At 36.0% G+C, this 13,964-nt stretch carries 14 protein-coding genes; 1 reads left to right on the top strand and 13 read right to left on the bottom strand.

Features of this window, described 5'->3' with window-relative positions:
* Nucleotides 1-29: 29 nt before the first annotated feature.
* The 11 genes from Q5O30_RS03095 to Q5O30_RS03045 form a co-directional block, all read right to left on the bottom strand.
* On the bottom strand, nucleotides 30-1,265 hold the full coding sequence (locus Q5O30_RS03095; protein ID WP_021952295.1) for a murein hydrolase activator EnvC: 1,236 nt from the start codon (nucleotides 1,263-1,265) through the stop codon (nucleotides 30-32).
* 11 nt (nucleotides 1,266-1,276) lie between these two features.
* A complete protein-coding gene (gene ftsX / locus Q5O30_RS03090; protein ID WP_021952294.1) occupies nucleotides 1,277-2,185 on the bottom strand; it encodes a permease-like cell division protein FtsX in 909 nt (302 codons plus the stop codon).
* Entirely contained in the window at nucleotides 2,186-2,857 is a 672-nt protein-coding gene (gene ftsE, locus Q5O30_RS03085) for a cell division ATP-binding protein FtsE (protein ID WP_021952293.1), read from the bottom strand.
* A gap of 145 nt (nucleotides 2,858-3,002) precedes the next feature.
* Nucleotides 3,003-4,091: a CdaR family transcriptional regulator gene (locus Q5O30_RS03080; protein WP_021952292.1), complete on the bottom strand. Its 1,089-nt coding sequence runs from the start codon at nucleotides 4,089-4,091 to the stop codon at nucleotides 3,003-3,005.
* A gap of 315 nt (nucleotides 4,092-4,406) precedes the next feature.
* Entirely contained in the window at nucleotides 4,407-6,590 is a 2,184-nt protein-coding gene (locus tag Q5O30_RS03075) for a glycosyl hydrolase (protein WP_021952291.1), read from the bottom strand.
* Between the two features lie 206 nt (nucleotides 6,591-6,796).
* Nucleotides 6,797-6,961, bottom strand: coding sequence for a hypothetical protein (locus tag Q5O30_RS03070; protein ID WP_158576859.1), 165 nt, complete (start codon nucleotides 6,959-6,961; stop codon nucleotides 6,797-6,799).
* A 22-nt stretch (nucleotides 6,962-6,983) separates the two neighbouring features.
* Nucleotides 6,984-7,130 carry a hypothetical protein gene (locus Q5O30_RS03065; protein WP_158576861.1) on the bottom strand — a complete coding sequence of 49 codons (147 nt, stop codon included), beginning with the start codon at nucleotides 7,128-7,130 and terminating at the stop codon, nucleotides 6,984-6,986.
* A 14-nt stretch (nucleotides 7,131-7,144) separates the two neighbouring features.
* The gene (locus Q5O30_RS03060) at nucleotides 7,145-8,263 is read right to left on the bottom strand and encodes an ABC transporter ATP-binding protein (protein WP_021952290.1); all 1,119 of its coding nucleotides are present in this window, start codon (nucleotides 8,261-8,263) and stop codon (nucleotides 7,145-7,147) included.
* Between the two features lie 139 nt (nucleotides 8,264-8,402).
* Entirely contained in the window at nucleotides 8,403-9,293 is an 891-nt protein-coding gene (locus Q5O30_RS03055; protein ID WP_021952289.1) for a S1 RNA-binding domain-containing protein, read from the bottom strand.
* A gap of 17 nt (nucleotides 9,294-9,310) precedes the next feature.
* Nucleotides 9,311-10,015, bottom strand: coding sequence for an acyl-[acyl-carrier-protein] thioesterase (locus tag Q5O30_RS03050; RefSeq protein WP_021952288.1), 705 nt, complete (start codon nucleotides 10,013-10,015; stop codon nucleotides 9,311-9,313).
* Nucleotides 10,016-10,026: 11 nt separating this feature from the next.
* On the bottom strand, nucleotides 10,027-11,457 hold the full coding sequence (locus Q5O30_RS03045; RefSeq protein ID WP_021952287.1) for an immunoglobulin-like domain-containing protein: 1,431 nt from the start codon (nucleotides 11,455-11,457) through the stop codon (nucleotides 10,027-10,029).
* 540 nt (nucleotides 11,458-11,997) lie between these two features.
* Here Q5O30_RS03045 and Q5O30_RS03040 point away from each other — a divergent pair.
* Nucleotides 11,998-12,819, top strand: coding sequence for a hypothetical protein (locus Q5O30_RS03040; RefSeq protein WP_021952286.1), 822 nt, complete (start codon nucleotides 11,998-12,000; stop codon nucleotides 12,817-12,819).
* Here Q5O30_RS03040 and Q5O30_RS03035 read toward each other — a convergent pair.
* On the bottom strand, nucleotides 12,780-13,016 hold the full coding sequence (locus Q5O30_RS03035) for a cysteine-rich small domain-containing protein (RefSeq protein WP_370553101.1): 237 nt from the start codon (nucleotides 13,014-13,016) through the stop codon (nucleotides 12,780-12,782). The two genes, Q5O30_RS03040 and Q5O30_RS03035, sit on opposite strands and share 40 nt — an antisense overlap.
* Nucleotides 13,017-13,018: 2 nt before the next feature.
* Entirely contained in the window at nucleotides 13,019-13,894 is an 876-nt protein-coding gene (locus Q5O30_RS03030) for a DegV family protein (RefSeq protein WP_021952285.1), read from the bottom strand.
* Nucleotides 13,895-13,964 lie beyond the last annotated feature (70 nt).

Raw genomic sequence — 13,964 nt, 5'->3', positions numbered from 1 at the left:
ATCTCTGTGTCGTCACTTTCTGTAATATTTTAATTCAAATAGTCATATGGATTTTGATAAGCTCCGTTCACTCTTACTGTAAAATGCAAATGGTTACCTGTAGACGAACCTGTAGTTCCTACAAGCCCTATAGTCTGACCTGCACTTACCTGTGTTCCCGGACTTACAAGCAACGCTGACATATGCATGTATATAGTATATACACCATTTCCGTGATTAATTCCAATCCAGTTTCCTGCTGTCGGGTTTAAATTTGCCCACTCAACAGTTCCTGATGATGCAGCTACAACAGGCGTTCCTGCCGGTGCCGGTATATCAATTCCGTTGTGGAATGAACTTGAACCTGAGAAAGGATCACTTCTGTAACCATATCCTGATGACACACTGGTATATCCCGGGCAAGGCCATCCAAAACTGCCGTTTCCTGAATGGGAACCACCATTATTCTGATTATTATTATTGTTGTTATTGTTATTATTAGCTGCATTTTGTGCTTCCTGAGCAGCCTTTCTTGCTGCTTCCTGTTTTGCAGCATCAATGCTTTGCTGTTCAGCTGCTGCCACCTTCTGCTCCTGAGCACTGATTTCCGCGTCTAACGCAGCTGAGTTTGCCTCATTATCCTCTAACAGGGCAACATATGTAGACAATTCCTTCTTCTTTGAATCCGATAACTGCTCTAACTGTGCCTTGTCGTTTTTCTGCTTCTTCTGCATAGTTACAAGATTTTCTTTTTCTGTAACTAATGTTTCCTTAGCATCAGCAATAGCCTGCTTTGTTTCCTTTAACTTATGAAGCATCTTTCGGTCATACTGTGACAACTCAGTAATGTACTCTGCCTTATTTAAAAACTCAGTTATACTTTCTGAATTTAAAATCAAATCAAGCATTTGCGTGTCGCCATTTTCATACATATACTGAATTCTAAGCTTCATATCGCTATACTGAACCGTAATGCTTTCCTGAGCACTTTTTAATTTTTTATTAGTTTTGTCAATCTTGTCCTTAGTTTTGTCTAATTTCTGATTTGTCTCGTAAATATCTGTGGCAAGTTTAGTCAGCTGCTTGTCCACCTGACTAATATACGCCTCTGCATCAGACTTTGATGCTTCAAGCTCATTTTTCTGCCGAGCAGCTTTATTTTTCTGGGCATTTAAGTCTGACAGTTTATCTTTTTCATTGTTTACGTCGGCAAATGATGGTGCAGCCATGCTTATGCTTAACACTATTGCCAATCCGGCTCCTAATACTTTTGATAATTTTCTCATTGTGCTTCCTCTTATACTTTCAAATGTTTTCTAAGTGATAACACCGAACCAATAAGTCCGATACCTGCTCCTATTCCTAATCCCATTGGCACCAATACCGAAAAAATCTCATGTACTGATGCAAAAGAGATTGAACTTGCCATAACGCCAAACTTTGACATTACCAAAGCTACCAATCTGTTATATATAACTCTTATCAGGACAAGCGGTATAGCTGAACCAACTAATCCGATAATCATTCCTTCTATTATAAATGGCGCTCTTACAAAAGCGTTGGTTGAACCAATAAGTTTCATTATTTTTATTTCGTGCTGTCTTACGGAAATTCCAATCATAACCGTATTGCTTATTAAAAATATACCAACACCTAACAGAATAATAATCAGTGCCACCGAAATATATCCTAAAACCTTTCCTACGGTAGAAAGTGTTTCTTTCGCCTGTTCCGAATGTTTAACCTTTCTTACTCCATCAAGACCTTCCATTTTCTTAACGAAAGAATCCTGCTGATTAATGTCCTTTAAGAAGACTGTATATGACGCTGAGTTAGCTAAAGGATTGTCCTTGTCAAATCCTGAAGCTAAATCCGGGTCATCTTCAAAATAACTTTTCTTAAATCCTTCCCATGCTTCGTCAGCAGATGTGTATTCATACTTGTCTACACGGCTGTCATTTTTAATTTCATTACCTATAGCATCAATCTGTTCCTGTTTAATTCCCTTATCAAAGAAAACTGTTACTCCAAGATTTTGCTCAACCTGCTTTTCCATAAAGTTTACATTAATAATAATAGTAAAAATAACACCTATAAGGAAAATACACGCTGCAATAGTTCCTATTGACGCTAAAGAAAATAATTTGTTTCTTTTTATGTTAACCAATCCCTGGTTTACACAATATCCGGCTGTTCTTGCATTCATTTATTCCACCACCTTGCTGTCGCTTACTTTGACACCTTTTTTCATTGTAATTACACGTTTATTCATTTTCTCCACAATCTCCATATTGTGGGTAACTACAATAACGGTGGTTCCCTGTCTGTTTACTTTATCTAATAATTTCATGATTTCCCATGAATTCTCCGGGTCAAGATTTCCTGTAGGTTCATCTGCCAAAAGAATCTGCGGCTTATTTACAATAGCTCTGGCAAGAGCAACTCTCTGCTGTTCTCCACCTGATAACTCGTTAGGATTTGAACGATACTTTTCCGACAATCCTACCAAAGCAAGAACCTTGGATACATTTTTCTTGATTTCCCTAGGTGCCACGCCTATTACACGCTGTGCAAAGGCAATGTTTGAATATACATCTCTATCCTGCAATAATCTGAAATCCTGAAATACTACACCTATTTTTCTTCTGTATTTTGCAACGCTTCTTGAGCGAAGCTTTGATAATTTAACATCGTCAACTGTTATGGTTCCTTCTGTAGGATTTAACTCCTTAAGCAATAATTTTATAAATGTTGATTTTCCTGAGCCACTGGCTCCCACAACAAATACAAACTCTCCATCATCTATATCAAGATTCAAATTATTCAGTGCCGGTGCCCCGTTTCCATAAGTCTTACTTACACCTTCAATTTTAATCATTTACTTTCTCCTTATTTAATCTCATTAATCACGTAAATATGTTCATAACGTATTAAAAGTGAAAAGCAATATACTCTGCTTTTCACTTTTAAGCATCCTCTAAGTAGTTGTCCCACCAACACCGGTGTTCATCCATACCACTTATTTAAAAATCTGTGTTACCCATATACTTCATATACTTAACTACCATTAATGCAATCTTAAAGGTTATTGCATCCTCAAATACACGGAGGTCTAATCCCGTGCTCTTTTGTAGTTTATCAAGTCTGTATACCAATGTATTTCTGTGTATATAAAGCTGTCTTGATGTTTCAGAAACATTCAAGCTGTTTTCAAAGAACTTATTAATGGTAGAAAGTGTTTCCTCATCAAACTCATCCGGTGATTTACCCTCAAAGATTTCTTTAATAAACATTTTGCACAACGGAATCGGTAACTGGTATATAAGTCTTCCTATTCCTAAGTTGTTGTAAGCAACAACACTCTTTGTACTAAAGAATATTTTTCCTACATCCAACGCCATTCTTGCTTCCTTATATGAACGGGAAACCTCTTTAATTTCTTTTACAATGGTTCCATATGCCACATTCGCCTTTACCATAGCTTCCGTATTAAGCATATCTACAATAGTGTTAGCTATACGTTCTACTTCCTCATATCCCTGCTTGTCATCTAAATGTTTAACAAGAATAATGCTCTTTTCATCAACAGCTGTAATAAAATCCTTCTTCTGACCGGAGAACAAAGTTCTCACTGTCTCTAATGCCACGCTGTCCTTTTCATTCTTAGTTTCAATAATGCATACACATCTACGTGCATCCACATCAATGTGTAATTTCTTTGCTCTATTATAAATGTCAACAAGGAGAAGATTATCTAAAAGAAGATTCTTAACAAAGTTGTCTTTGTCAAATCTTTCTTTGTATGCTACTAACAGATTCTGAATCTGAAATGCTGCCATCTTTCCAACCATAAATACATCATCGCTGGTTCCCTGAGCTATAAGAATAAGTTCTAACTGGTTTTCGTCATAAACCTTAAAGAACTGATATTCCTGAACTGACTGGCTGTCTGCCGGAGATGCTACAAATGACATTATAGCATGTCCAAACTGTTCTCCTACCTGGGAAGTACTGGCAACTATCTTTCCGTCTGTATCTGCCACATACAAATCAACCCTTGATATGCTTTTTATTCCCTCAATTGTATTTTGTAAAATCTGATTTGAAATCATATATATTCTCCTTGTAGTTATACCTTGCCTAAACAATCATTCAACTTATATTCTAACCCAGTTTTTAGCAAAACACAAGAGAAAGCCTTCCATTATATTTTAAATTTTAATGAATTTTTTGTGTACGCTTCTCCCTCTGCCCTTCATATCTGTCATCAAACTTATATATATAAGTGATTACCCCATGCTTGACAAAGAGCCTGATTAATTAGTCGCATAATTAATTATAGCCAAAAACAGCTATGAGCGCGAACTCATAGCTGTTTTACTTTTAGGAGACTTTTTTTACAGCCCCTTTTACTATCCTTTTTGTATTTATTTTGCAAGAATATTCGACCATTCAAAATCTACTTTCTTATAAGATGGATTTACCACTTTCAATATATTGTTATACAAATACTCATGAGATAAAAGGTTACTCATTTTCTTATTTCTGTACAGATAATCACTGATATTATAAACCGAAAATGTACATACATTGCTATACACATATTCTCCATTCTGTAGCTGAGCATAAGCTCTAACCTTGTACTTCGTAGTAAATTCTTTTTCTGTAGTGGATGCGAACAACATTGTTCTCACAAAGTACATTGCTGTGGATGATTCTCCTAAAACAGCATTACTGTTTCCCTGATCGCTTGTTTCAAACACTCTGACATATTCGTTATCAGAATCTATGCGTATATCACGATCATCCACATTAAAATTCTGTCCTTCGGAACTATCTAATGCATATATAAAACCCCATTTTAGGACTCTGGCATTATTTATTTGTGGTTCTACCGAACCAATTACTCGGCTTCCACCTTTCACGGCACTTATCTGATATCCCTCGATTTTAACTTTGTCACTTGTAATTATCTCTGGTTTTGTATCAATACTTTTTCCATAAACAGCAATATCCCATATAGAATACCCATATTCTGTGTTTCTAGACGTGCCATTAATTCTTATATAGCGGGCATTCACCATTTTATCTAGAATCATCGTGTCATTTTTATAATTATACGAAATTCCATCTCGCTCTTCTGCAATTCGCGTGAATGTTTGGCCATCTGACGACACTTCTATATCATATTCTCTCGCACTCGCTGTTTCCCATATAATATTAATCTGCTTCAAATTAATAATCTGTCCCAAATCAATCGTTAATCCCGATGGGTCCACCTTTTGCGCAGATGCCCATCTGGTTCCAATATCGCTGTCAATTGCTTTATCTGCCCCAGTGTCACTCCCTTCATCAGATGTGGAAACAACGCTGACTCCTGACTTTCTTACAAAATTCTCATAAATTTCATCCTTGATTGTTACTGCATCATCTAACAAAGTGTTTCTTGTCCCGCTAAATAATGTGTATTCTTGTCCCTTAAGTGGTAACTGCACATATCCTTCCGGATTTCCATACTCGACATACAGCCTTCCTAATTCTGTTAAGTCTCCTGTCTCATAATTATATAATGATGCGATTCCATTCGTCTCATTCGTAGAATTAAACGAAAACCATGCATATCTTTCCACATAAGGTCTGGCATTCAATCCGTCAATTGCAGTTTTCATAAATTCTTTCACGGATTCGATATGTTCCACGTCATTATGCGGCCATCCATAAACAGCAAATTCAGTAATCCATATCGGTTTATGATACATCTCATATGTTTTATCAACCACTTCTCTCAAAAAAGTCTCAGCTGCTTCTTTTCCTGTATATTGCCAGTAATAGCAGTGAAGTGCAATAAAATCCACCGTATCATGATTGATTCCATTCATAAATGTACGAAACCACACGCCATTATCCCATGAGGGGCTTAATGATGGTGCCGGCGTTCCCAAAACATAATCATGTCCCAGAAAATTATTCCAATGACCAATCGCCGTATTTACATCTATGTTGCTCCCTCCAATATCTCCACCTGCATCCGGTTCATTATATGCCAACAGATGCTTATATCCATTTTCTGCTACATAAGATATACTTCCTTCATTTCCCGTTCCCCAAATCATTGGAACATACTCCATTGTTTTGTAGGATTCATATGTATGTGGATATGCGGCCCAATTATAATACCAGCCCATATTCATTTCCACTGGCTCTAAATATCTTGCCATCTCCTCATTTGCACACAACCCCTTTTTGGTGACTCCAAAAGTTATTGTTTCTGTGCTCTTGCTTGTTCCATTATTATATTCTGCCGTTACATATGCCGTATACATTTTTACATTAGTTGTATAATACTCATATGAGGTATCACTGGTTGTTGCAATCAACTGCCCATCGATATACAATTTATAGTTTTTTACAGATGATCCTACAGCTGGTGACCATTTTATATCAAAACAGCCTGCACCAATTAATCCATTATTCGCTGGAGCAGTAATTTCAAATGCTTGCGCGGCTTGCGTTTCTTTTTTCATACCAAAAAACGGAACAAGCATAATTACCATTACAATCATGAATACCAGTCTTAACAGATTTTCTTTTTTCCTTATCTGATTAATCACCGCAACTCCTTTCTTTCGTCAATGAACACTGTCTATGCTACTTCATGCTTAGTTTCTTTATCCTAGGCCATGAACCATAACACTTCTATTTTCTTCAAAGATATTTTTGCGCTCTTTGAATTTTTATCCTTCGCTGCCTTCTTCACTTTGGTTTTTGCGACTTTTATAGAGCTCTTTGCTGTAGTCTGTTCAGATGTAGAGACAGGCTACGTTGCTGCCTGATTAGTTATCATGTCAGACTTCGTTGCAACCGGAGTCGTTGTCTCCGCAGATTCTGCCGTAACCGGGTCCGTTGTCACTGCCGGGCTTGTTGATCTTTGATTTGTATTTCTTGCGGTCCCCACAATTCTAACATAACGCGCATTAGACATAATAAAGAGGATGATGGCATCATTACGATTCTGTTGTCTGCCCATTCCTTCTGCTTCCGCAATTTTCTCCGTCGGTAGACACTTCTATATAATACTCGCTTGCACCAGCATCCTCCAATATAATATTTACCTGCTTAATATTGTAAACAGTTCCTTTGTATATTAACACAATGTGTCTGTTTCTTAGTTTGCAATAACCTGCTCTGTTTCCTTATCAAAGATATGTAACTTTGTAAGATCCATAGCTAATTTAACTTCATCACCAGGTCTTGCTGTTGTACGTGCATTTACTCTTGCTGTACAATCAAATCCCTCAACATCGAAGTATAAGTAAACTTCTGCACCAAGTAATTCGTAAATTCTGATAGTTGTTGTGAAAGCACTTTCAGGTGACATTTCAATGAAGCTTTCTTCATCATGAATGTCTTCAGGTCTGATACCCATAACAACTGTCTTACCGATGTATCCGCCTTCTTCAAGTCTCTTGCCCTGTTCTGCAGGAACTGTGATATATGTTCTGGCCTGACCAATATGTAACTTAATGTCATTGCCTTCTTTTTCAACTTCTGCATCAATGAAGTTCATCTGTGGTGAACCCATGAATCCTGCAACGAATAAGTTAACCGGTCTGTCATATAAGTTCTTTGGTGAATCAACCTGCTGTACAACACCATCCTTCATAACTACGATTCTTGTACCAAGTGTCATAGCCTCTGTCTGGTCATGTGTAACGTAGATAATTGTTGCACCTAATCTCTTATGAATCTTAGCAATCTCAACACGCATCTGTACTCTTAACTTAGCATCCAAGTTAGAAAGTGGTTCGTCCATAAGGAATACCTTAGGATTACGAACGATGGCACGTCCCATCGCAACTCTCTGTCTCTGACCACCTGATAAAGCCTTTGGCTTTCTGTCAAGTAACTGCTCAAGGTCAAGAATCTTAGCTGCATCCTTAACTAATCTTTCCTGTTCAGCCTTTGGTACTTTTCTTAACTTAAGACCAAATGCCATGTTATCGTATACTGTCATATGTGGATATAAAGCGTAGTTCTGGAATACCATTGCTATATCTCTGTCTTTTGGTTCTACGTCATTTACTAATTTGTCTCCAATATATAATTCACCGGATGAAATTTCTTCAAGCCCTGCAATCATACGAAGTGTTGTTGACTTTCCACAACCTGATGGTCCTACAAAAATAATAAATTCCTTGTCCTTAATCTCAAGGTTAAAATCTTTTACTGCTTTGAATCCGTTTGGATAAACTTTGCAGATGTTTCTTAATGATAAACTTGCCATATACTTTCTTCCTCCTAATAAAAATAGTTTTCTCTAACCATTTGTATGCAACAATAATAAATCACAATGACATAAATTGCTATATTGTAATTAAACAAAATAATGAAATAATCTTTGTTACATTTGCATAGGGGTGGCACTATTTGTTTAAAAATATGTTATTTTCACCAATAGTTAAACGTTTTTCTTTGAGCAATCTGCCGATAGCACGTTTAAACTCACTTTTGCTCATATTGAAATCCGTTTTTATTCTCTCAGGTGATGCCTTGTCAGTGTAATCTATTTTTCCACCGTTATTTTCCATAAATTCCACAATTTTTTTAGCATCATCATCTACCTGAAGGTATGCTTTTTTTCTTAATGACAAATCCATTTTTCCATCAGGTCTTACACTTTTTATTCGTGCCTCGATAGGCATTCCTATATACACTTTTTGGGTAAGTTCCTTCTGCTGTATAAGTCCATGATACTTATTGTCCACTGCCACAAAGGCTCCATACTTTGGATTATAATTATATACTGTTCCGCTTACAATATCCTCCGGTTCATGAGTAGAATTGCAGGTAAGATAATCATATACTTTCATGGTTGCACTTAATCTTTTACTTTTGTCAATATAAATGCCTACTAAAACCTTTTCCCCTTCTTCTATCTCCTTTGTCTGCTCCTTATATGGCAAAAACAGTTCCTTTCCCAGTCCCCAGTCTAAAAATGCACCAACATTTGTTACCTGTGAAACCTTCAGATATGCTGTTTCCCCTACTTCCGCAGCAGGCTGTACCATTGTAGCTATCAGACGTTCCTGAGAATCTCTGTATACAAACACTCTCAACGTATCTCCCACAGCTGTATTTTCAGGAACTTCCTTTTTAGGCAACAGTACCTTATCCTCTTCCGTTCCCAAATAAACTCCGTGCTCAGTGTTTTTTACCACCTTAAGATTCTGGCTTTTTCCCAGCTTTATTACACCTGATTCCAAAGTTTTTGAATCTAATTCACTTTTTTCATTTCTAAAATTTCTTTTTTCCATTTTATACCGCTTATTACTTATTTTGTTAGCTTTATCATTGTGTGCAGCTCTCCATCCATACTTTCAAAGGAAATGGTAAGTCCATTCTCCTCCTGATGTAAATAAGGAATTATTTTCTCCCCTTCTAAGGCTTCTTTGTTGTAAACAATTTCAATTTCACTAAAATCCCTGTTTACCGGAAGGTATTCCTCTGCTACACGCAAATAATTTGCATTGTTCATGTGTCCGTTTTCATCAATATATGAACTAAGCACCTTGAAACTTTCAAGCTTCTTTCTATCTTCTGAAGGCCTTAATTTTCTTGAAACACGAAGTTCCTCAAATATCTCTTCTTCACAATAGGCTTTGGTTTCATCGTCGCTTATTCTTATGGGCATTCTGCTTTTTAGATCAATCATTGCCCATATGGTTTCCGCCTTAACTGCGTACTCACCATCATTATCTTTGATGAAATACTGTCTGTTAGCCATTACCCTTCCAAATTTTGAAGGTGCAGTGCCAACACATATTTCATCCCCTAATTTCAAAGGTTTATAAAGTTTTATTTTGTAGGCAAGTACCACCCATCCTTTATTAACCTCTTTCATATGGTCAGGTCCCACACCTAAGGCTACAGACTGAAAAGTGCTGCAATCCTGAAGGTAATTCATTATCTCATAGTATGGAACACTGCCATTTCTATCTAATCTGCTATAACTTACCGTAGTATTAAATGTATACATTATTAAGCCACCTATTCTGCTGCAGTAGTTGTTTCTTCCGGAGTTGTCTCTCCAGGTGTTTCCGGCTGAGTTGTTTCCTCTTCTGCCTTTTCTACTGTAACTTTAAGGGTTGCTGTCTTTGCTGTATATGACTTTTTGTTATAAGTAGCTGTATATGTGATAGTATATGTTCCCGGAACAGATGTATCCACATCTCCCTTAATTGTAATGTTATTCTTTACATTAAGATCAACATTCTTATAATTTTTAAGAGTCTTTACATAGCTATATGGGTCAAAGGCTTCGCCCTGCTTAATAGTAACAGCTGATGTATTAAGGGCAAACTTAACTCTCTTGTCAACTACCTTGTAGGTAACTGTTTTTGATGCTACTAACCTATTAGTTCCCCTTACTTTATATGTAACTTTATATGTTCCAGCCTTAGTAAATCTGTATGTTCCTTTTTTAGCCTTTACACTTCTATTATTATATTTTACATATGTCTGTATTTTTGATGTAAGTCTCTTTCCGGATTTCATTTTGGCAGTAACACCTTTTTTAAGATTTTCAGACGTTCCCATAGCAATATTCTTTTTAGATTTTGCTCCTGTTATAACAGGTTTCTTAGTATCTACAACTGAAAATGTAATAGTCTTTGATTTTGTGTTTCCAATGGAATCCTTAACAGTAAATTTAACCTTATATTTTCCTATTTTCTTAGTGTTAATTTTTCCTTTTACCTTGATAGTTGCATTTTTCTTTGTAAGCACATTTCCTGCACTATCTTTAATTGTTACTAAATCAAGAGGTCTAACTTTCTTTCCATATTCTACTTTTGTAGTATCGGCACTGATTTTAGGTGCTGCCTTTCTATATGGGTTAGCCGGGTCCGGATCAGTAGGATCCCAATCTGTGAATTTTCCATTGCTAATTGGTGTAAATGAAGGTCTTGGCAATGGATCATCTTTCTTGCTGCCCCAGAATGTAACTACCTTTGTTCCAACTGCACAATGGTCATATATCCATTTTGCATCCTTGCAAAGTAATCTTACACAACCGTGAGATGCCTTCTGTCCCATAACGTTGTAAGCTGAAACTGACATTGTAGATTTATCACCATTCTTGTAGTACCATACTGAATGGAATAATATTCCCTCTGTAATTCTTGTACAATACTGTGCATAGCAATTGCCAATCATTTCATGCCATCTGTATTTTACCGGTACATAAAATGTTCCCACCGGCGTTTCATTACTAGGTGAGCAAATCATGGCTTTAATTGCTTTTCCCCTGCTGTTATATATTGTTGTGCAGTTAGTTCCTAAATTAACTTTAATTGTATATGCTGCACTTTCCTTTGCACTTACTTCCTTAGTTCCATTTACCAGATTAACCCCTGTTATAGTGGTTACAATCATGGCAATAACCATAAGTATTGATATACTTTTTTTCAATGCTTTCATTAGTTTATACTCCTTTCAAATTTAAAGTAAACCCTATTATACTATTATTCATTTTAATTTACAAACTAATTTATATTACTTTTTTTGTTACGAAATGCCTAATATTGCATTATGTTTTTTTAGAATATTCTTAAATTATTTCTAAAAAAAGAACTGAAGGCGATCTGTATTTCGCTTCAGTTCTTTTTGTTAATTATCAGTTATCTACTTTTTCATTTATCAATAATTCTATTAAAAATACTACTGAAATCATAATTCCTAATACCATATTTTTGTTATAATAAAATTTCGATATTGTGTATATAATGCTTATTGCAAATATTAATTTACATTTATTCTTAAAATTATTTTCCAACAACGACTATTTACGTGTTATTATATATTGTGTGATTTTCTTTTTTGATATTATTGATAATCCATTACTTTAGTATCATATATCATAGCAAAAGATTGTTTTTAGTTGTAAAAACATCTTATATATTTGCTTATAACTTTTGCTAGTTCTGAGAAAATCATAATCTTGTAAAACTAGGAGGAATCATGTCAAACACAAAGAAATCTCATTTTACTTTATATTTTATTTTACTGGCTGTTGGATTTGTTTTAATTGCCCTTGATGTGGATGTTAAAACCAATATTAAATATCCCCACAAATACGAAAATTCATCTTCCGTTACCGGCGAGTTTCAATATTATAATATTGATTCCCTTTACGGTGCCACATGTACATATAAACTGATGGATACCTCAAGTAAAAGTACAAGGCATCCCCTTGTAGGCAGTGAAACTAATGTTTCAAGCGATGCAGTGGAAACTAAGGTTATTGATAAGGTATTTTTTGACAATATACATATAGATATTTTTAATGATATTGTGGGATTTATATGTATTTTTGTAGCATGCTTTAATCTAAGAAAGGCTAATAAACGTTTTAGTCTGGCTTCATTGTCTGCCGTAAGTGGTATTATTTTAAACATTGTTTTGGCTATGCTTCCTTTTATTATAAACGGTGAAAGCCTTTGTATAGCCGGCATGATTATCGGCATGGTATATTTAGCCTGCAATGTTTTAACTACTTTCCTGTTTTGTGGTGGATTATTTAAGATGTGTCCTCAGGTTTGCTGTCGTGATGAGCGTAAATGGGGGAAAATGACCTGGTTCGTTTCTTTTGCCCTGCAAATTCTTACAACCTTTGTTTTCTGGTTAGGTTCCGACTTTGGTGCCTTATATACCTTAGGACAGGTTTTAGAAGTTATTATGATAATAGATATTATAGGTTTCTTCATTATAATGAAAAGGACTCTTCCATATTTGGAAAAGTCCTACATTAAATCCCTTAATTTTTCCAGTACCAATTCGTAGTTATTTGCCCGGTGTGGGAAAGTACATCCCGAACAGTCTTTAATACCGTTAGGGGTGTATGAAAAATTCCCGCCACATTTATCCTTTAGGGGATATAGTGGGCAATAACAAAACATACAGTTAAAATCTTTCGTATCTTTCACCTTATGGCACGGAAAATATTCACATTCCTTGTTTTGGAAAAATTTATAACTCATATTTATTCGTTCCTAAGTATTACACTTACACCGATTCCCACTGCATCAGGGCCTGTATGACAGCATACGCTAAAAGAAAGAGGATTATAATAAATATCCTTAACATTCGGGAATCTTTCCTTTACTTCATTGTACCATTCTTCTGCTGCCTGATCATTTGTAAAAGTTCCTGCCGCACCAATTCTTATTTCTGCATCCGGCTTTTCTGCTAGTGTTTTATTCACAAACTCTTCTGTGTAATCCAAAAGCTTTGCTACACTTTTCTTCATGCCGCGAACTTTTTCAATGGCGTCGAATTTTTCTCCTACAGTAGTAAGTATCGGCTTTATGTTTAAAACAGCACCAAGAGTTGCTGCTGCCGGTGTTATTCTTCCACCTTTTTTCAAATATTTAAGGTCGTCTACAGTCAGGAAAATAACTGAATCATAAGCATTTTTTTCTAATGCATCTTTTATTTCCTTAGCTGATACACCGTTATCTGCCATCCACTTGGCATCCTTTACTGCTTCTCTCATGGTTACTGATATTCTGTGATTATCCACTACCTGCACCTTACCGTCGTATTCCTCAGATAACTGGATTGCTGCGTGACATGATGCACTAAGTCCACTGGACATAGGTATATATACCACCTCATCATAACCATTTTCTAATATGCTATCCCACATATCCATAACATCTCCCGGTGAAGGCTGTGATGATGTCACATCCTTTCCGGAAATCATACTATCATAAAATTCCTTTTCTTCTATGTCTTTTCCTTCAAAATAAACTTTTCCGTCTATAATAACCGGCATGGAAAGAGAAAAAACTCCAAGTTTTTCTCCTTCTTCCGGCTTTATTCCGCTATTGCTGTCGGTCATAACCGCTGTTTTCATATATTATTATCCTTTCTTTTTGCCTAAACACCTGATAATGGTCCTTATGCCTTATGGGGCAATCGGCTTA

The sequence above is a fragment of the Eubacterium sp. CAG:161 genome (assembly GCF_000432355.1).
Taxonomy (GTDB): Bacteria; Bacillota; Clostridia; order Lachnospirales; family Lachnospiraceae; genus Eubacterium_G; species Eubacterium_G segne.
The sequence above is the reverse complement of the archived record's forward strand: the minus strand, read 5'-3'. Positions and strand labels throughout refer to the sequence as shown.

Bases quoted from the DNA above. Each gene is read 5' to 3' on its own strand.
- Q5O30_RS03095 (WP_021952295.1), bottom strand. From the start codon at position 1,265: ATGAGAAAATTATCAAAAGTATTAGGAGCCGGATTGGCAATAGTGTTA.
- ftsX (WP_021952294.1), bottom strand. From the start codon at position 2,185: ATGAATGCAAGAACAGCCGGATATTGTGTAAACCAGGGATTGGTTAAC.
- ftsE (WP_021952293.1), bottom strand. From the start codon at position 2,857: ATGATTAAAATTGAAGGTGTAAGTAAGACTTATGGAAACGGGGCACCG.
- Q5O30_RS03080 (WP_021952292.1), bottom strand. From the start codon at position 4,091: ATGATTTCAAATCAGATTTTACAAAATACAATTGAGGGAATAAAAAGC.
- Q5O30_RS03070 (WP_158576859.1), bottom strand. From the start codon at position 6,961: ATGTCTAATGCGCGTTATGTTAGAATTGTGGGGACCGCAAGAAATACA.
- Q5O30_RS03060 (WP_021952290.1), bottom strand. From the start codon at position 8,263: ATGGCAAGTTTATCATTAAGAAACATCTGCAAAGTTTATCCAAACGGA.
- Q5O30_RS03055 (WP_021952289.1), bottom strand. From the start codon at position 9,293: ATGGAAAAAAGAAATTTTAGAAATGAAAAAAGTGAATTAGATTCAAAA.
- Q5O30_RS03050 (WP_021952288.1), bottom strand. From the start codon at position 10,015: ATGTATACATTTAATACTACGGTAAGTTATAGCAGATTAGATAGAAAT.
- Q5O30_RS03045 (WP_021952287.1), bottom strand. From the start codon at position 11,457: ATGAAAGCATTGAAAAAAAGTATATCAATACTTATGGTTATTGCCATG.
- Q5O30_RS03040 (WP_021952286.1), top strand. From the start codon at position 11,998: ATGTCAAACACAAAGAAATCTCATTTTACTTTATATTTTATTTTACTG.
- Q5O30_RS03035 (WP_370553101.1), bottom strand. From the start codon at position 13,016: ATGAGTTATAAATTTTTCCAAAACAAGGAATGTGAATATTTTCCGTGC.
- Q5O30_RS03030 (WP_021952285.1), bottom strand. From the start codon at position 13,894: ATGAAAACAGCGGTTATGACCGACAGCAATAGCGGAATAAAGCCGGAA.